This window comes from Spirillospora sp. NPDC049652 (assembly GCF_040675125.1).
Lineage (GTDB): Bacteria > Actinomycetota > Actinomycetes > Streptosporangiales > Streptosporangiaceae > Spirillospora.
On sequence record NZ_JBFAOF010000055.1, the window covers coordinates 1 to 17,766 of the forward strand.

The 17,766-nt window shown below is 73.7% G+C and carries 12 protein-coding genes; 7 read left to right on the forward strand and 5 right to left on the reverse strand.

Going from position 1 to position 17,766, the window contains the following annotated elements:
- Positions 1-1,108, forward strand: a 1,108-nt coding sequence (locus AB0J52_RS06570; protein ID WP_500180557.1) for a YncE family protein, incomplete at its 5' end; no start/stop codon positions are given.
- Here AB0J52_RS06570 and AB0J52_RS06575 read toward each other — a convergent pair.
- Complete coding sequence (locus AB0J52_RS06575) at positions 1,052-2,419, reverse strand: O-antigen ligase family protein (RefSeq protein ID WP_500180558.1); 1,368 nt, start codon at positions 2,417-2,419, stop codon at positions 1,052-1,054. The genes AB0J52_RS06570 and AB0J52_RS06575 overlap by 57 nt on opposite strands.
- A 47-nt stretch (positions 2,420-2,466) precedes the next feature.
- On the opposite strand from AB0J52_RS06575, the gene AB0J52_RS06580 reads away from it, so the two are divergent.
- Positions 2,467-3,375, forward strand: a complete 909-nt coding sequence (locus AB0J52_RS06580) for a sulfotransferase (RefSeq protein ID WP_500180559.1) — start codon at positions 2,467-2,469, stop codon at positions 3,373-3,375.
- A gap of 7 nt (positions 3,376-3,382) precedes the next feature.
- On the opposite strand, the gene AB0J52_RS06585 is transcribed toward AB0J52_RS06580, so the two are convergent.
- Both AB0J52_RS06585 and AB0J52_RS06590 read right to left on the reverse strand, forming a co-directional pair.
- Positions 3,383-5,140: a right-handed parallel beta-helix repeat-containing protein gene (locus AB0J52_RS06585; RefSeq protein ID WP_500180560.1), complete on the reverse strand. Its 1,758-nt coding sequence runs from the start codon at positions 5,138-5,140 to the stop codon at positions 3,383-3,385.
- A gap of 3 nt (positions 5,141-5,143) precedes the next feature.
- The gene (locus AB0J52_RS06590) at positions 5,144-5,716 is read right to left on the reverse strand and encodes a hypothetical protein (protein ID WP_500180561.1); all 573 of its coding nucleotides are present in this window, start codon (positions 5,714-5,716) and stop codon (positions 5,144-5,146) included.
- Between the two features lie 211 nt (positions 5,717-5,927).
- On the opposite strand from AB0J52_RS06590, the gene AB0J52_RS06595 reads away from it, so the two are divergent.
- Together AB0J52_RS06595 and AB0J52_RS06600 are read left to right on the forward strand one after the other, a co-directional pair.
- The gene (locus tag AB0J52_RS06595; protein ID WP_500180562.1) at positions 5,928-9,224 is read left to right on the forward strand and encodes a LamG-like jellyroll fold domain-containing protein; all 3,297 of its coding nucleotides are present in this window, start codon (positions 5,928-5,930) and stop codon (positions 9,222-9,224) included.
- 200 nt (positions 9,225-9,424) lie between these two features.
- On the forward strand, positions 9,425-11,107 hold the full coding sequence (locus AB0J52_RS06600) for a PQQ-binding-like beta-propeller repeat protein (RefSeq protein ID WP_500180563.1): 1,683 nt from the start codon (positions 9,425-9,427) through the stop codon (positions 11,105-11,107).
- An 84-nt stretch (positions 11,108-11,191) separates the two neighbouring features.
- On the opposite strand, the gene AB0J52_RS06605 is transcribed toward AB0J52_RS06600, so the two are convergent.
- Together AB0J52_RS06605 and AB0J52_RS06610 are read right to left on the reverse strand one after the other, a co-directional pair.
- Positions 11,192-12,127 (reverse strand): phosphotransferase, encoded by a 936-nt coding sequence (locus AB0J52_RS06605; protein WP_500180564.1) that lies wholly within the window; start codon positions 12,125-12,127, stop codon positions 11,192-11,194.
- 10 nt (positions 12,128-12,137) lie between these two features.
- Positions 12,138-13,283: a DUF1972 domain-containing protein gene (locus tag AB0J52_RS06610; protein ID WP_500180565.1), complete on the reverse strand. Its 1,146-nt coding sequence runs from the start codon at positions 13,281-13,283 to the stop codon at positions 12,138-12,140.
- A 230-nt stretch (positions 13,284-13,513) separates the two neighbouring features.
- Between AB0J52_RS06610 and AB0J52_RS06615 the strand changes: the two genes are divergently transcribed.
- From AB0J52_RS06615 to AB0J52_RS06625, 3 genes are all read left to right on the forward strand, one after another.
- Positions 13,514-14,569: a glycosyltransferase family 4 protein gene (locus AB0J52_RS06615; RefSeq protein ID WP_500180566.1), complete on the forward strand. Its 1,056-nt coding sequence runs from the start codon at positions 13,514-13,516 to the stop codon at positions 14,567-14,569.
- A 145-nt stretch (positions 14,570-14,714) separates the two neighbouring features.
- Positions 14,715-16,982: a hypothetical protein gene (locus AB0J52_RS06620; RefSeq protein ID WP_500180567.1), complete on the forward strand. Its 2,268-nt coding sequence runs from the start codon at positions 14,715-14,717 to the stop codon at positions 16,980-16,982.
- Positions 16,982-17,766 (forward strand): hypothetical protein (locus tag AB0J52_RS06625; RefSeq protein WP_500180568.1); only part of this gene is annotated, 785 nt, incomplete at its 3' end. The genes AB0J52_RS06620 and AB0J52_RS06625, both read left to right, overlap by 1 nt.

The window sequence follows — 17,766 nt, forward strand, 5'->3', positions numbered from 1 at the left end:
CCCCGCAGGGACCGCGCGGGCGGACACGGTCCCGCCCCAGAACGACGCCTTCTACCAGCCCCCCAACCCGCTGCCCGCCGGACGTCCCGGCACGGTCCCCGCGGCGGTCTCGGTCGCGGGGCTGATCGCGGGGTTCGAGGCCCCGGCGGCCGCCGCGCCGAACCCGGTCCCGACCTCGTCGCCGCAGGCCGCGGTGGCGTTCCGGACCTCGGACGCGCGCCTCTCCGGCCCCGGCGCGCTCGCGCGCGGCATCGCCCACCCGGACGTCTGGTGGACGCTGGACGCCCGCCGCGGACGCCTCTTCGCCCTCGGCGACGACGGGAGGACCAAGGCGTCGTTCACCGTCCCGGCCGCGCGCGGCTGGGACACGCTCGCCGTGGTCAAGGGCGACGGCGGCGCGGGAACGCTCTACCTCGCCGACCTGAAGGCCGGGGGTCCCCGGCACGACACGCTCACCCTCTACCGGGTGCCGGAACCGGCCAAACTCGCCGACGCCGCGCTCGCCGCCAGGAAGTACCAGGTGAGCTATCCGGACGGCGCGCACGAGGCGGGCACGATCCTCGGCGACCCGGCCGAGCAGCGGCTCTACGTCGTCACGCGGGCCGCCGGGGCCGCGTCGGTGTACGCGCTGCCCGCCGCGCTCGGCTCGCGGGTGGGGAACCGCCTGACCCGGGTGCGGCGGCTGCCGTTCGGGGTGCGCGGCGGGGCGTTCGCCCCCGACGGACGCGTCGTGCTGCGCGGCTCGGGCGACGTCCGGGTGCTCGCCGGGATCCGCGACAAGGTCGTCCAGGTGCTGCGCACCGGCGCGAAGGGCGACGCGGTCGCCGTCGCCCCGGACGGACGGCGGGTGCTGATCGCCGAGAGCGGCGCCCGCCCGCGGGTGCTCGCGCTGCCGCTCGCCGAGGCGGCCCGCCCGCTGACCGGGCGCTCCAGCCCCGTCCCGGGCAAGGACGCGGTCGACTCCGGCGGGACGTCCGGGGACTACCACGCCCCCAAGGAGAGCCTGCCGGGCGGCGTGCTCGGCACCGGGTCGCTCGCCGGGCTCGGGCTGCTAGGGCTGGTGGGAGCGGGCTTCTATCTGCGGGGCCGAGGGCGCGTCCGCGACTGAGACCGTCGTCCACCCGCCGTGCGGGACCGCCGCGCCGTCCGGGCCCGTCCGCCGGTGGCGGCCGCGGCGCAGCGACTCCGTGCCCGCGACCAGGAGCAGCAGCCAGATGCCCGAGACGTTCGCGGGCATCGCCAGGCCCTCGGTGGTGATCCCGTCCACCAGGAAGAACGCCAGGATGCCGAGCAGCGTGCCCGCGTCGCCGCGCAGCTCGCGCCGCCGGACGAGCGAGACCAGCACGGTGCCGAGCGTCAGCAGCAGCGCCACGAACAGCGCCGTGCCGACCGTCCCGTTGTCGACGAGCGCGTTGACGAACGCGTTGTGGCCGCCGCCGAGCCCGATGTCCTGGAGGAACAGCCCGCGGGAGGCGCCCAGGCCGTGGCCGAAGATCGGCTTCTCCCGGTAGGCGCGCATGGCGAGCGTCCACAGGTCGGTGCGCGAGTTCAGCGACGCGAGCTTGTCGGCCGACTCGCCGCGCGCCACGAAGTTCATGATCTTGTCGGAGAAGGCGAGCACCCCGACCGCGCCGACGGCCCCGCCCAGCACCACCAGGTCGATCCGGCCGCGCGGGCCGCGCGCGGTCGCCATCAGCACCACCAGCCCGGCCGCCGCGCCCGCCGCCGCCCCGCGCGTGCCGGTCGCGACCAGCGCGCCCAGCAGCACCAGCAGGACGCCCGCGTACACGAGCGGCGGCCAGCCGCGCGCCCGCTCCCCGTCCCGGCGGCCCCGGATCAGCAGCCCGAACACCAGCAGCACCGCGATGCCCAGGTACACGCCGGCGATCACCGGGTGCACGTACAGCCAGTTGAACCGGGTGAGGGTCTGCGGCGTCCGGGGGAACGGGTGCGCCACGCCGATCGCGACCGACCCGAGCACGACGATCACGAACGCGTGCGCCAGCCGGTGCAGGTCGGCGATCGTGGCCCGGGTCGCCAGCACCTGCACCAGCGCCATCGTGATCATCAGCTGGACGCCGCGGACCGCGCCGAGCGACATGAACGGCGACCACAGCGCCGACATCGCCACGTACCCGGTGAACGCCCAGGCGGCGAACAGCAGCCCGGTCGTCCGCCGCACCGGCGGCCGCAGGCCGAACCGGAAGTACAGGTAGAGCGCGGCGAGACCGTAGACGGCGATCTCCACGAGGACGGTCAGGTCCGGGCTGCCGCCGACCGTCTCGTCCACCGGACGGCTGCGCAGCTTGTAGTCGCTGGCCAGCATCAGCGCCATCGGCAGCAGCACGGCCCAGCGGTGGCCCGGTTCGAGGACCACGGCGGGGCGGCGCACGGCCGGACGGGGGAAAAGGGAAGGCATCGCTCCCACAGGATAGGCCGGGTCGCGCGCGCAACTACGCTGAGAGCGTGAATCGCGACCTCCTCCCCGAACCCGTCATCGGCGCCGGCCGCACCCTGATCCGCCGCTACGGAATGACGACCGCCGCGCTCCGGCCCGGTCCCGACTTCCTGCTGATCGGGGCGAAACGGGGTGGTTCGACGTCGCTGTACTACGGCCTGCTGGAGCATCCGCGGATCATGCCGCTGTTCCCGAGCGCGCGGCTGCTGCCCAAGCAGAACGACACCAAGGGCGTCCACTACTTCGACTCGCACTATGACGAGGGCGAGGCGTGGTACCGGTCGCACTTCCCGTCGGTCGCCGCGCGGCGCGCCGCGGCCAAGCGGGCGGGCGGCCCGGTCGTGGTCGGGGAGGGCTCGCCCTACTACCTGTTCCACCCGCTCGCCGCCGAGCGCGCCGGGGCCGACGTCCCGGACACGAGGATCCTGCTCGTCCTGCGGGACCCGGTCGAGCGGGCCTTCTCGCACTACCGCGAGCGCCGCCGCCAGCACGCCGAGGAGCTGGAGACCTTCGAGGACGCCCTCGCCGCCGAGGCCGACCGCCTGGCGGGCGAGGAGGAGAAGATCCGCACCGTCCCCGGGTACCGCAGCTACGCCCACGAGCAGCAGTCGTACCGGGCGCAGAGCGAGTACGCCCCGCACCTGCGCCGCTGGCTGCTGCACTTCCCGCCCGAGCGCGTCCACGTCCTGGTGGCCGAGGAGTTCTACGCCGACCAGCAGCGCGCCATCGACGGGGTCGCGGCCTTCCTGGGGCTGCCCGCCGCGCCGCTGCCCAAGGCCGCGTCCAAGGTCTGGAACCCCGCGCCGAGCGCCGAACTGAAGGACGCCACCCGCCGCGCGCTGGCGGAGCACTACGCGCCCTTCAACGCCGACCTGGAGAAGCTACTGGGCCGCGAACTCCCCTGGACGAAGCCCTGAGCCGCCGCTAGGAACGCCAGGCGCCCTGGTGCTTGGTGCCGGCGGGCTTGCGGACGAGTTTGGCGATGTCGGCCGGGAGGGGCAGGGCGTCCTTGCTCTTCTCCTGGCCGGTGGCGTCCCGGAAGGCGTTCCTGTCCTCGTAGCTCTTCGGGTCGCCCCGGTCGGTGGGCCAGACCACCAGGACGCGCGGCTCCCCGGACCGGGTGCGCGTGTAGGCGTTGCCGTTGACGTTGAGGCCGATCTGGGACGCCGCGCGCAGGTGGGTGGTGTCCTCGACGCAGAGCAGGCAGTTCGAACCGGGACGGCCGAGGGCGATGCGGTTGTCGGCGACGGTGATCTGGCCGATCCGCCACGTCATCGCCTTGTCCGGCGGACGCCGGGGGTCGTGGCCGGTGGCGTGGGACGGGGCGCTCGGGTCGTCGGCGCGGTGGTCCTGGATGACGTGCAGGTTGCTCCGGTTGCGGGTCAGGGTGTTGTTCCAGATCCGGACGGCGGACGTGTCGTTGATCTTCAGTCCGTCGGCGCCGTTGTCGCCCACGACGTTGTCGGCGATCACGGCCTGGGCGCACAGCTCCAGCACCAGGCCGTGGTCGGTGTTGCGGACGACGCGCAGCCCGGTGACCGTGATGTTCTGCACGGACTCGTCGAACCACAGGCCCTTGCCCCGGTTGTCGGAGACCACGCCGCCGACCACCGCGACCTTCCGCAGCCGGGTGATCTTGATGCCGCCGGCGACCGGCGCGGAGCGGAAGTGCTCGGTGTTGTTGCCGCGCGCGAGGACGTTCTCCATCCGCAGGTCGTCGGCGTAGTTGGCGTGCATGCCGAGCATCCCGGAACGCAGCGCGGTGACGCGGCGCAGCCGGGCGTGCGGGGCGTCCACCGACAGGCCGGTGGACGCCGAGTCGGTGACCGTGAGGTTCTCGACCGTGATGTCGGGGCCGAGCACCTTCACCGAACCGAGCTGCGGGATGGACGTGGCGTACCGCCGCACGCCGATGCCGCGCAGCACCGAGCCGCCGCTCTTGAGCGTGATCGCCTCCTGGAGCGTGCTGGCCCGCACCTCGCGCCCGGACGGGTCGGACCCGAGCAGCAGCCGCCTGCGCGCCTCGTCCACGTAGAACGTGCCGGGCTTGACCTCGGCGGCGGACGCGACCTGCTGCTGCGCCACGCCGTTCACCCACATCTGCTCGGGGTGGGAGGCCATCGGATAGGTCGGGTCGAGGAAGCGGAAGGCGGGGTGGGAGCCGTCCCCCTCGCCCTTGGTGTAGCTGGGGCTGGAGTCGAAGTGGTGGTTCCAGCCGCCCGCCGCCCACACCGCTCCGGACCGCTTCCACGCGGTGACGCGCGAGCTGCCGTCCAGCCACACCGCCTCGCCGGGGTGCGCCTGGATGGTGAGCCGCCGTCCCTCGGGCACGGTCACCGACTCGTGGTAGACGCCGCGCCGCAGCACGATCGTGCCGCCGTCGCGCGCGCGGCCGATCGCGGCGGCGAGGGTGCGCAGCGGTCTGGACGGCGAGCCGGCGGCCTGGTCGCTGCCGTTCGGCGCCACGATCAGGGCGCCGTGCGGGACCTTGTAGGAGGTGCGCCCGACCGGCAGGGAGCCCGCGCCGGCCTCGGCCTGGGCGGCGGGCCCGGTGTTGATGGGCCGCGGGTCGCCGACGAGTTCCTCCTTGGACGCCTCGCGCCATCCGAGGACGCCCGCCGCGACGACCGGTACGGCGAGCGCGGCGGCCATCCCCACCCGGGCCGTACGGCTGATGCCCATGGCCTAGGGGTGGATCGCGCCGGTGAAGAGGGCGGTCTTGTGCTTGCCGTCGAACGAGACGCCGAGCATGACGGACTTGTACCCCTGACTCGGCAGGTCGAACGCATAGGAGGCGGTTTTGCTCCCTCCCGGTGAGACCGTCCCATAGAAGTCGTTCAGGTTCGCGTAGGACGTCGGGCTCGCGGTCCGCTTGCTCGGCCCGTACTTCGCGACGACCCGCACGCCGTTCAGGTCGAGCGGTTTGCCGGACCCGTTGCTGAACTTCAGCGTGAAGATGGTGAGGGTGCGGCCGGTGACCTCGCCCGGCCCCTTCTTGCCGTTCTTCACGTACCGGACACCGCTGACCGCGACCGTGATCTTGTCGCTGTAGGTGACCGGCTTCTTCAGCCCGCCGGAGATCGCCACGGGCTTGGCGCCCGGCGCGGCGTTGCTCTGCGCCTCGGGCTGCTCGGTGGGCGGCGGGGGCGGCGGGCCGGCCTTGGCGTCCTTCTTCTTCTCCGATGAGCAGCCGGTCAGCGCCAGCGCCACGGCCAGCGCCGCGACCGGGGCCGCGCGGAGCGCACGCGGGACGGCCATTGAGGACTCCTCGCAGTTCGGGGGCGTGCCATGACCGCGTGCCATGGCCGGAGAGGTCGTACGAGTCTAGGCGGACGGGTGGTGTCGCCGGTCACGATTAAGGCGCATTGCCACCGATGTCGGCGGCCTTCCCCCCGGTTGTCGTTAACCTAACGGTTACTTCTGGGGCTGTTGTCACGCCCCGCTCCCTTCTTGCGGAGGATCCCAGCTTGTGAATGTCCGTCTGAAACGACGACTTCCCGCGCGCCCGTCCCGGCGAGCGACCCCCCGCCTGTCGCGGCGCAGCGCCGCGCTCGCCGGCGGCGTCGCCCTGGCGACCGCCGCCGCGAGTGCGTTCGTCCTCGCCGATCCGCACCATTCCGCCACCGTGGCGAGCACCGCCGCCGACTCGGCCGCCACCCCGCCCACCGTCAGCGCGGACCCGCTTCCGACCTGGCAGGTGAACGGCGTCGTCTGGAGCATGGCGACCGTCGGCGACACCGTCTACGCGACCGGCAGGTTCACCACCGCCCGCCCGCCGGGCGCGGACCCCGGCACGCAGGAGGTCGCCCGCGCGAACCTGCTGGCCTTCAGCCTGAGCACCGGCGACCTGGTGAAGTCCTTCGACCACACGCTGAACGGCCAGGGCCTGCGCGTGGTGGCGTCGCCGGACGGCAAGCGGGTCTACGTCGGCGGCGAGTTCACCTCCGTGGACGGCAAGGCGCACAACCGCCTGGCGGCCTTCGACACCGGTACCGGCGCGCTCGTGGACGCCTTCAAGCCGGACGTGTCCAGCGTCGTGCGCGGCATCGCCGCGACCGACTCGACCGTCTACTTCGGCGGCAACTTCTTCAACGTGAACGGCCAGGGCCGCACCCGGCTCGCGGCGGTCAAGGCCGCCGACGGCTCGAACGTGGCGTGGACGCCGAAGGCGGACGACGACGAGGTGTTCGCGCTCGCCATCGCGCCGAAGGGCGGCGTCCTGGTCGGCGGACGGTTCCAGACGCTGAACGGCGAGCCGCACGTCGGCATCGGCCAGATCGACCCGGCGAGCGGCGCGACGCTGCCGTTCGAGGCGCGGCCCATCCCGGCCAAGCAGGGCTCGTACTTCTCCTACGTCACCGACCTCCAGGTCCAGGGCGACACGGTGTTCGGCGCGGCCGACGGCGAGGGCCACCACTGGTATGACGGCAGGTTCGCGGCGAAGGCCGACGACGGCAAGCTCGTCTGGCTGGACAACTGCTACGGCGCGACGTACTCCATGCTGCCGCGCGGCAAGACGATCTACAGCGTCTCGCACGCGCACGACTGCAGCTCGACGGGCGACTTCCGCGAGACCAACCCGGTCACCTGGCACCGGGCGCTCGCCGAGACCGCCGAGCCGACCGGCGTCGACCACTCCGACCCCGGCAGCAACAGCAACTACAAGCGGCAGCCCGTCCCGAGCCTGATGCACTGGTTCCCGACGCTGGCCCCCGGCTCGTTCACCAAGCAGGACCAGGCCGCGTGGGCCGTCACCGGCAACGACGACTACATCGCGCTCGGCGGTGAGTTCCCGAGCGTGAACGGCAAGGCGCAGCAGGGCCTCGTCCGGTTCGCCAGCCGGGCCAAGGCCCCCAACAAGGTCGCCCCCCGGCCCGAAGGGTTCGCCAACCCGGCCGCGCCGACCGCGACGCCGCTGCCCGGCGGCCGGGTCCGGATCAGCTGGCAGACCACCTGGGACATGGACGACCCGGCCCTCACCTACGAGGTGTACCGGGACGGCGACAAGCTCGCCGGCTCGGTCACCCGGACGTCCACGTTCTGGAAGCGCCCGACCGTCGCGTTCGTCGACAAGACGGCCGCGCCCGGCGTCGACCACACCTACTACGTCAAGGTCAAGGACCCGTCCGGCAACTCCACGCGCAGCGCCCTGTCCAACGCGGCCAAGCCCGGTGACGGCAAGGTCGGCTCCTACGCCGACCTCGTCGCGGCGGACGGCCCGGCGGGCTACTGGCGGCTGGACGAGGGGTCCGGCAAGGTCATGGACTACGCGGGCGGGGGCGACCTGACCGCCGGCTCCGGCGTCGACCGCAGCGCGCAGGGCGCGATCGCCGGGGACGACGACACCGCCGGCACCTTCGACGGCTCGTCCGGCGGGACGGCCGGGGGAGCCCTCACGCCCAACCCGGACGAGCTGACCCTGGAGGCGTGGGTCAAGACCACCACCGACTCCGGCGGGAAGATCGTCGGGCTCGGTGACAAGGCGACCGGGACCAGCTCGTCCTACGACCGGCAGCTCTACATGGCCAATGACGGCTCGGTGATGTTCGGCGTCTACGACGGCCAGGCCAAGACGATCCGCAGCAAGTCCGGTCTCAACGACGGCAAGTGGCACCACGTCGCCGGAACGCTGAGCCCGACCGCGGGCATCAAGCTGTTCGTGGACGGCGAGCAGCAGGCCGCCGACCCGGACACCACCTTCGGGCAGAACTACGACGGCTACTGGCGGATCGGCGGCGACAACCTCTCCGGCTGGCCGCAGCAGCCGCGCAGCTCGTACTTCAAGGGCGACATCGACGAGGTCGCGTACTACCCGTCCGCGCTCGGCGCCGCCGACCTGCACCGGCACTTCGCGATCGGCTCCGGGCTGGAGAAGCCGAACGTGCCGCCGGTCGCCGAGTTCACGCCCTCCTGCGCGCAGCTGTCCTGCACGTTCGACGCGGCGAAGTCGGCCGACTCCGACGGCTCGATCAAGTCCTACGCCTGGGACTTCGGCGACAAGACGACCGGCACCGGCGTGAAGCCCGTCCACCTGTACCAGGCGGCCGGGAGCTACACGGTCAAGCTGAAGGTCACCGACGACAAGGACGTCTCGACCGAGTACACCGCGTCCGTCGCGGTCAAGCCGCAGAACCTGGTCACCGACGCGTTCACCCGGACCGTGGCGACCGGCTGGGGCTCCACGACGCCGGGCGGCGCCTGGACGGTCTACGGCGGCACGTTCTCCACCAGCGGCGGCGTCGGCTGGATCAAGATGCCCAAGGTCGGCGCGCTCGGCGGCGCGGGGCTGAAGGGCGTCTCGTCCACGAGCAACGACCTGGCCTTCCAGGTCTCGGCCGACCGCGACCCGACCGGCGCGGGCGTCGCGGCCTACGGCACGCCCCGCACGATCAGCGGCGCGGGCGAGTACCGGGCCCGCGTCCGGATGGCGGCCGGCAAGGTCTACCTGCGGCTCAGCCGGACCAACGCGGCCGGGACCGAGACGGCGATCGGCAGTGAGAAGGTCGTCGCGGGCATCACGTTCAAGGCGTGGACCCGGCTGCGCCTGCGCGTCCAGGCCGTGGGCACGGCCCCGACGACGCTGCGCGCGAAGGTCTGGATCGCCGGGCAGTCCGAGCCGGCGGCGTGGCAGCTGTCGGCGACCGACACGACGGCCGCGCTGCAACGCGCGGGCGGCGTGGGCGTGCGGGCCTACACTGCCAAGAACACGGCCGTTCCCGTGCGGCTCTCGATCGACGATCTGCGCGCGGACCGTCTGGCTCCCTGAGCGGTGCCCGGGACCGGCCGGCGGCTGATCCCGGGTGCCCCGTGGCGTCCGAGGGCGGGTCCCCTTCCGGGGGGCTCGCCCTCTTTGCTGGGTCTTCACCGGGATGCCCCGAACCGAATGCGGACAGGTACTACGATCTCCCCCCGACCGTGGTGGCCCGTGCGGCCACCGAAGTCTCCGGGGCACAAGGGAAGCGATTCGTGAGGGCTCACACGCGACCAGAAACGTTCACCCGCCGGACCCGCCGGACCCGCCGGACCCACCGGGTCGGACGCGCCGGCGTCACGCTCGCCGGAGGCGTCGCGCTGCTCGGCGCGGCGTTCGTCCCGGTCGGGACCGCCACCGCCGACACCGCGCCCCCCGCCGGGACGCCCGCGACGATGAGCGCCGACGCGCTGCCGACCTGGCAGGTGAACGGCGTCGTCTGGAGCATGGCGACGGTGGGCGACACGGTCTACGCGACCGGCAACTTCAGCAAGGCCCGGCCGCCGGGCACCAAGCCGGGCAACGCCAAGGAGGTCTCCCGGCAGAACCTCCTGGCGTTCAGCCTCAGCACCGGCAACCTCGTCACCTCGTTCAACCACAAGCTGAACGGCCAGGGCCTGCGGGTCGTGGCGTCGCCGGACGGTAAGCGCATCTACGTCGGCGGCGAGTTCACCACCGTGGACGGCAAGCCGCACACCCGGCTCGCCGCGTTCGACACCAAGACCGGCAAGCTCGTCGACGCGTTCCGGCCGGTCGTGTCCAACAAGGTGCGGGCGATCGCCGCGACGGGCGGCACGGTCTACTTCGGCGGCAACTTCTTCCACGTCAACGGCAAGGCGCGCACCCGGCTCGCCGCGGTGCGGGCCACGGACGGCGCGAACATCGAGACCTGGCGTCCGACCGCGGACGACGACGAGGTGTTCGCGCTCGCGCTCGGCCCGGGCGGCAAGACCGTTCTCGTCGGCGGCCGCTTCCAGACCCTGAACGGCCGGGACCGGGTCGGCGTCGGCGCGGTCAGCGCCTCCAACGGCGCCCTCGCGCCGTGGCGCAGCAACCCCGTCCCCGCCCGGGACGACGAGGAGTTCTCCTACGTGACCGACCTGCAGGTGCAGGGCGACACGGTGTTCGGCGCGGCGGACGGCGAGGGCCATCACTGGTACGACGGCCGGTTCGCCGCCAAGGCCGACGGCGGCGACCTGGTCTGGCTGGACAACTGCTACGGCGCGACCTATTCGATCCTGCCGCTCGGCAAGACGGTCTACAGCGTCTCGCACGCGCACGACTGCACGTCGCTCGGCGCGTTCAAGGAGACCACGCCGCCCACCTGGCACCGCACCCTCGCCGAGACGGCGGCGCCGATGGGCCGCGACCAGGGCGAGCCGAGCGAGAACAGCAAATACCGCAGGCAGCCGGTCCCAGGTCTGCTGCACTGGTTCCCGACGCTGGCGTCCGGCACGTTCACCGGGCAGTACCAGGCGGCCTGGGCGATCACCGGGAACGCGAACATCGTCGCGCTCGGCGGCGAGTTCCCCAGCGTGAACGGCAAGGCACAGCAGGGCCTGGTCCGGTTCGGGCTCCGGGCCAAGGCCCCGAACAAGTCGGGCCCGCGCTCGATGGCCGCGCCGCGCGCCTCGGCCTCCTACCGCGGCAAGATCACCGTGCGCTGGAAGGCCACGTGGGACATGGACAACGCGAACCTCACCTACGAGATCCTGCGTGACAAGGGCACCAAGCCGATCGGCAAGCTCACCCGGACGTCCACGTTCTGGAACACGCCGTCGCTGAGCTTCACCGACTCGTCCGCCCCGAAGGGCAAGCACACCTACAAGATCCGGGTGAAGGACGCGCTGGGGAACTCCTACACCACCGCGGCGTCCAACACCGTCAAGCGTCGCTGACGCGCCGTCTCGCGGCTCGTGCGAAAGCCGCCGCCCCGATCCGTCGGGGCGGCGGCTTCGTCGTATCGGGCTTTCCTGCGCCGGTCAGAGGGCGCGGAGGATGTCCAGGAGGCGCTGGTTCAGGGCCGCGTCATGGTCGCCGCCCGAGCGTCGCGCGACACGCGCCGCCCAGAAGGCCGCCGCCTCGGACACGTCCGGCGGCAGCGTCCCCAGCGGAGCACCGAGCGCGGCGCTCGCGGTCGCGCGGTAGTAGACCAGGTCGGCGTGCGGAGGGGCCCACGCCGCGTCCTCCCAGTCGATCAGCCACGGGAGCCCCCGGCCGCAGACGCGCAGGTTCCACGCGGTGAGGTCCCCGTGCATCGGCCGCCAGTGCGCGGGAACGCCACCCGGCGCCCCCTCGGCCTCATCCCCCGGCTCCTCGCGCGGCAGGACGGGGCTGAGGGCCTCCTGGACGGCGTCGACGACCGAACCGAGGTCGGGCCGCCGGACCGGACGCGCCGGACGCGGCGGCATCGCCTCGATGACCATCCAGTGGCCGCCCGCCGCCTCGCCGCGCCCCAGCACCACGGGGACGCGGAAGGCCGGCGAGCAGCCGTTCGCGAACGCGCGCAGCGCGCGCTCCTCGCGGTCGAGCTCGCCCGCGTCCGGACGCACCTTCAGGAAGCCGGCGGGACGTCCGGCGCGCAGCAGCACGGCAGCGACACCGGCACGGGACGCCTGCGGGCGCTGGTACACCGCGACGCCGTCGAACCCGCCGACGCCGTCCGCGACGTCGCGCCACAACTCGGGCTCGCCGGGCGCGTCCCACGCCGTGCGCGTCCCGGGCAGCAGGCGCGGCCCGGCGACCGCCACAGCGCCGTACAGCGCCCACTGCGCCGCCACCGCGGCGGGCTTCGACTTCGTCAGCAGGGAGACCCCGGCCAGCGCCGCACGCCGCGACGACACCGGGATGAGGACGTTCCCGGCGCCCGGCGCCCGCACGAACGCGCCCCGCGGGGCCGCGGCGTCCGTCGTGGTCATCGTCCGGCCGTCACTTCTTGGGACGGACGGTGCGGCGGGTGAGGCGGCGGGCCGCGAGGTCCTCGCAGAGCCGCTCGTAGTCGCGGGCGATGTCGTCCCACACGTAGCGCTCGGCGGCGCGCTTGCGGGCCTCCTCGCCGCGGTCGGCGGCGTGGCCCGGGTCGGCCTCGGCGGCCTCGATCTCGCGGGCCAGGGAGGCCGGGTCGCCGAAGAAGCGGCCCGCGTCCTCGCCGAGGACCTCGCGGTTGAAGTTCACGTCGTAGGCGAGGACGGACGCGCCCGCGCCCATCGCGCGCAGCAGCGACGGGTTCGTGCCGCCCACCGAGTGCCCGTGGACGTAGGTGAGCGCGCCCGCGTAGAGGGAGTCCAGGAGGTCCTGGTCCCAGACGCCGCCGAGGAAGGTGATGCGCGGGTCGTCGCCGGCGAGCTCGCGCACGCGCGCGGTGTACTCGTCGGCGTACGGGGCCGACCCGACCACGACCAGCGGCTTGCGGGCCGCGCTGCGCCGGTACCCCTCGACCGCGACGTGCACGTGGTTCTCCGGCTCGAACCGGGCCACGACCAGGTGGAACCCACCCGGCCGGTAGCCCGCCTCGGCGAGCTTCCCGGTGTCGGCGCCGTCCAGGATCGTCGCGCCGTAGGGGATGAAGACCGACTCCGCGCCGAACTTCTCCCGGTAGTAGTCGCGGATGCCGACCGCATCCGCGATCAGCGCGTCCGACCAGCGCACGGCCAGGCGCTCGACGCCCAGGTAGTACCGGCGGCCCGCGCCGCTCCACTTGGTGCGCTTCCACTCCAGGCCGTCCACGTGGGTCGCGACCGGGACGCGCAGAGCGCGCAGGACGGGCAGCAGCGGCGCGTTCGCCGCGTTGAAGACCAGCGCCGCGTCCGGCCCGCGCCCGGTCACCCGGCGGCCGGCCGTGTGCGTGACCGACAGGGCCGTGTGGCTCAGGGTCTCGGCGACCTTCTTCTTGACGGCCGGGAGGTGGACGAGCCGCATCCCCAGATACGTGCGGTCCGGATGGCGCTCACCCCGGCAGTAGACCGTCACCTCGTGCCCGGCGTCCGCGAGCCGTCGGCCGATCTCCTCGATGGCGGTCTCGAAGCCGCCGTAACGTGCCGGAACACCTCGAGTGCCGATCATGGCGATGCGCACGGGGGAGCCTCCGATGCTTCGAATTCGGTCCCTGCGGCTGCCCGGGCCGGCGGGGAGGACCGGACGGACCTCGCGCGTCCAGGGTTAAACCGGAGTTAATCTGAGCGTTACAGGAGTCTGTTCTATCAAAGCCTGAAAGATGCGGCGGAAGGGGAAGTGTGGGCCAGCGGGAAACCAGGCCTGTGGTGGTGCTGGCGCATCCGTCACCGGATCTCTACGGCTCGGACCGGATGCTCGTGGAATCCGTCCGCGGTCTCGCCCGTGACCGGAGCGTCCTTGTGACGCTACCCGCCGAAGGGCCGCTCTCGCAGGCGCTTCGCGACGCGGGCGCGCGGGTCGAGGTGCTGCCTGTACCCGTCCTGCGCAAGGCTTATATGACTCCGCTGGGAATGGTGCGGCTCGCGTTCCACGCGACCCGAGCGCTGCCCGCGGCTTGGCGGCTGCTGCGCCGCGAACGCGCCACCGCCCTCTACGTCAACACCGTGACCATCCCGTTGTGGCTGGTCGCGGCCCGGCTCGCCCGCGTCCCGGCGCTGTGCCACGTGCACGAGGCCGAGGACGGCGTGCCCGGCCCGGTGCGCGCCGCACTGGCCGCGCCGCTGCGGCTCGCCCGGTCGGTGGTCGTCAACAGCCGCGCCAGCGCCGCCGCCCTCGGCTCCGCCGGACGGCGGGCGCAGGTGATCTACAACGGGGTGGACGAGCCGGCCGAGCCCGTCGCCGAGCCGCGCGCCGAACTGTCCGGCCCCGCGCGGATCGTCCTGGTAGGACGGCTGTCACCGCGCAAGGGGACAGATGTGGCGGTCCGGGCGGTCCGGCTCCTGGAGGCCCGCGGCGTGCCCGTCCACCTGACCCTCGTCGGCGACGTCTTCCCAGGTTACGAGTGGTTCGAGGCCGAGTTGCGGGAGCTCGCGGCGGGCAGTCCGGCGATCGAGTTCGCCGGGTTCCGGTCCTCGGTGTGGGCCTCCTTCGCCGAATCCGACGTCGCGATAGTGCCCTCGCGCGTCGAGCCGTTCGGTAACGTCGCGGTGGAGGCCATGCTGGCCGGACGGCCGGTGGTGGTCTCCGCCACCCAGGGCCTCACCGAGATCGTCGCCGACGGCGAGACCGGAGTCCGGGTCCCGCCGGACGACCCCGAGGCCCTCGCCGACGCCCTCATCCGCCTGCTGGACGACTGGACCGCAGCCCTGACCATGGCCAAACGAGCCCGCGCGGACGCCGCCGCCCGCTTCGGCACCGCCCGCTACCACCGAGAACTCCGCGACGCCGTCACGGCGCTCACCTCATAGCCGCACGGCCGCCGGCCCGCGCCCGGCCCCCGAGCCGGGATGAACGCGACGGCGACGACCGCGTAGCCTGCCTTCTCGTCCCCCACCCGAGCCGATCACCGTCCGCAAGGATCTGCCCACCGCCCAGAGGATGAGACGCGACACGATGACCGCACCGACCCCCGCCCCCCCGGCCACCTCCGAGATCAGTCTCGTCGAGGCCGTCTGGCGCTACCGGCTGATGTCGTCCCTCATCGTGGTGGCCTGCGTGCTCGCCGCGGTCGCGGCGACCGCGTTCCTGCTGGGCGGCGCGACGGCGACGGCCCGCTTCGCCGTCACCGACCCGACCAACAACAACAACGTCCTGCGCCAGGGCGTGGTGTCCGGGCCCGGCTACGCCGCCTACACCGCCCAGCGCGCCGCGTTCGCCGGCTCGGCCCCGGTGCTGGGCCGCGCCGCCGAGATCATCAAGTCCAAGAAGGGCCCCGCGCTGACCGCCGCCGCCCTGCGCGGCCGGGTCAAGACCTCCACCAAGCCCGACAGCGGCGTGGTGATCGTCAGCGCCTCGGGCGGCGACATGCCCGAGGCCGCACTGATCGCCAACGCCGTCGTCCAGGCCTACCAGGAGCAGACGATCGCCACCGCGACCGCCAAGCTCGACACCCAGCTCAAGAACATCCAGAACAGCGAACGCGAGATCACGCGTTCGCTGGAGAGCACGCCCGCCAGCACCCGCGAGGGGCGGGTGCTGGCGTCCCAACTGGCGAAACTCCAGTCGCAGGAGAGCGGCGTCCTGTCCGCCCGCGCCAACGCCAACAGCGGCGTCCAGTTCGTGGACAACGCCGACCCCGGCGGGTCCACCCCGGACCAGCTCCCGCAGAACGCGGTGATCGGCCTGGCCGCCGGCGCGATCCTCGCCTGCGTCGTCTCCTTCCTGCGGGCCACCTCCGGCGGGCTCCGCCTCGGCGGCCCGCGCGGCTCCCGTCCCGGCTCGGGCGGGCCCCGCATCGAGCGCGTCTGGGCCGACGACGAGGTGTACGGCCCGGCCTCCCGTCCGGCCCTCCCGGCGGGCAACACGTCCCCCAACCCGGTCATCTACCCCGACTCGCGCCATGGCGACGCGGGGTCCCGGCATGCCGAACCCTCCTCGCGGCGTGGTGGCTCGTCCCGGTCCGGTGAGACCTCCCCCAGGCACGTCGACACATATCCGCGCCATGGGGACACCTCTTCCCGCCGCAGCAACCCGTCCGCGCCGGCCACACCGTCCGCGCCGGCGTCCCCGGCCGTGAACGGCAGCAGCGTCCAGCCGGACGTCAGCCCCCGGACGAGCCCCTCACCGCGCGTGGACGGCACCGCCTCCTTCGGCGCTCCTTCGGCGGCCTCCCACGTCAACGGCTCCACTCCCCGCTCCGACGCCGCCGCCTCGCGTGCCGAGAGCCCGGGCTCGTACCCGTCCGCGCCGAGCCCCCGCACGAACGGCACGAACGGCACGAGCGCCTACCCGGGCGGCACCGGCTCGTCCGGTGACACCCGCGTGGCCGGTGCCGCGGGCGGGCGGCACTCCGCCGCCCGGCCCGCCGACCCGCTGGGCGTCGACCCGCTGGGAGCCGGGTCGCGGTCTTCGGACGTGACCGGCTCCCGCTCGTCCCAGCCCGCGCGGACCTCGGAGAACGGGCGGGCCGCCGACGCCGGGATCCGGGCGGACGCCTCCGACCTCGGAACCGGGACAGGGTTCGGCCGCGCGCCTGAACTAGGGGCCTCGACCGCCGAACCCGCGCGAGCCGACGGCGGCCGCCGCGGCAAGACCGCGCCCGCCACCCCGGCCGCGCCCATCCCGTCCGCGCCCGCCGCGCCCGTCACTTCCGCGCCCGCCGCGCCCGTCACGCCCACGACCGCCTCGGACGGCGCGGACGACCGTTCCGTCGCCTCCGGGCGCGGACGGCGGGGGAGCGGGGGACGTTCGCGTTCCGGCGGGGCGCACTCGCGTGGCTCCTCCCGGGAGGACGGATCGTTCCGCGACCCGGCGAAGGCCCTGGAGACCGGGCTGGCCTCCACACCCCCGCGGCCGGCGGGCGAGGACGACCGGAAGTCCGCCGCGCTGCCCGGCGGTACGCCCGACGGCGCGCCGAGCGGCAAGGACACCGGCTCGCGCATCCCCGTGGACCTCTGGAGCGACGGCACCGCCGACCGCGCGGCCGACCCCGGCCGGACGGTAGAGGACCTCCGGATCGTGGACGACGAGACGCTCGCCGCCGTCCGCCGCGAGAAGGCGGCCCCGGCCCCTGGGAAGCCGGCCCTCGGCAAGCCGGTGCCCGGTGAGCAGGTCCCGGCCTCGGCCCAGAGCAAGAGCGGCCCTGGCCGCAAGTCCACCGGTTCGCCCCTGGACGCCAAGGGCGAGAGTTCCACGGGCTCCGACCCGGACGACGGAAACTGATGCCCGGGAGATTCGCGGGCAAGGCCGCCAAGCTGCTGTCGTCGGCGGGCGGCGCGGTGGCGGTGCAGTTCGTCACGGCGGGCGGCAGCCTGGTCGTGCAGTCGCTCGCGGCACGCACGCTCGGGGCCTCCGGATACGGCGCGTACGCGCTGTTCTTCGCCGTCCTGGTCATGATCACCTCGGTGCAGACCAGCTTCGTCGGCGACACCCTCACGGTCTACGACCGGTTCGACCCGAAGGTCCGGGGCGCTCTGCTCTGGTCGGTGGCCGGGACGGTCGCCGCGGGCGCGGTCGTCGGCGCGGTCGTGTCGGTGGCGATGGGCCTCGCCGGGGCGGCGGGGACGGCGCTGTTCGCCCTGCTCGTGGCGTTGTGGCTGCTGAACGAGACCGGGCGGCGCGTGTTCACCGCCCGGATGGAGTTCTGGCGGCTCACCCTGAACGACGCGTCCTACCTCGTGGTGACGCTCGCGACCCTGGGGATCGCGGTCGGCGCGGGCGCGGACGGCTCGGTCGAGCTGCTGCTCGGCGCGATGTGCGTCGGCTGCGTCGCCTCGATCGTGCTCGCGAGGCTGCGGCTGCCCGCCGAGGAGTACGCGGGCGCGCCGCTGCGCGGGACGGCCCTGCGGGAGATCCTGGGGTTCGCCTGGTGGCGGTCGGTGCAGGCCGGGGTCCGGCCGGGGGCGCTGCTGCTGGCCCGCATCATGATCGCGGCGTTCGCGTCCACCGCGGCGCTCGCCGGGGTGGAGGCGGCGCGGCTGCTGCTCGCGCCCGCGATGACGTTCGT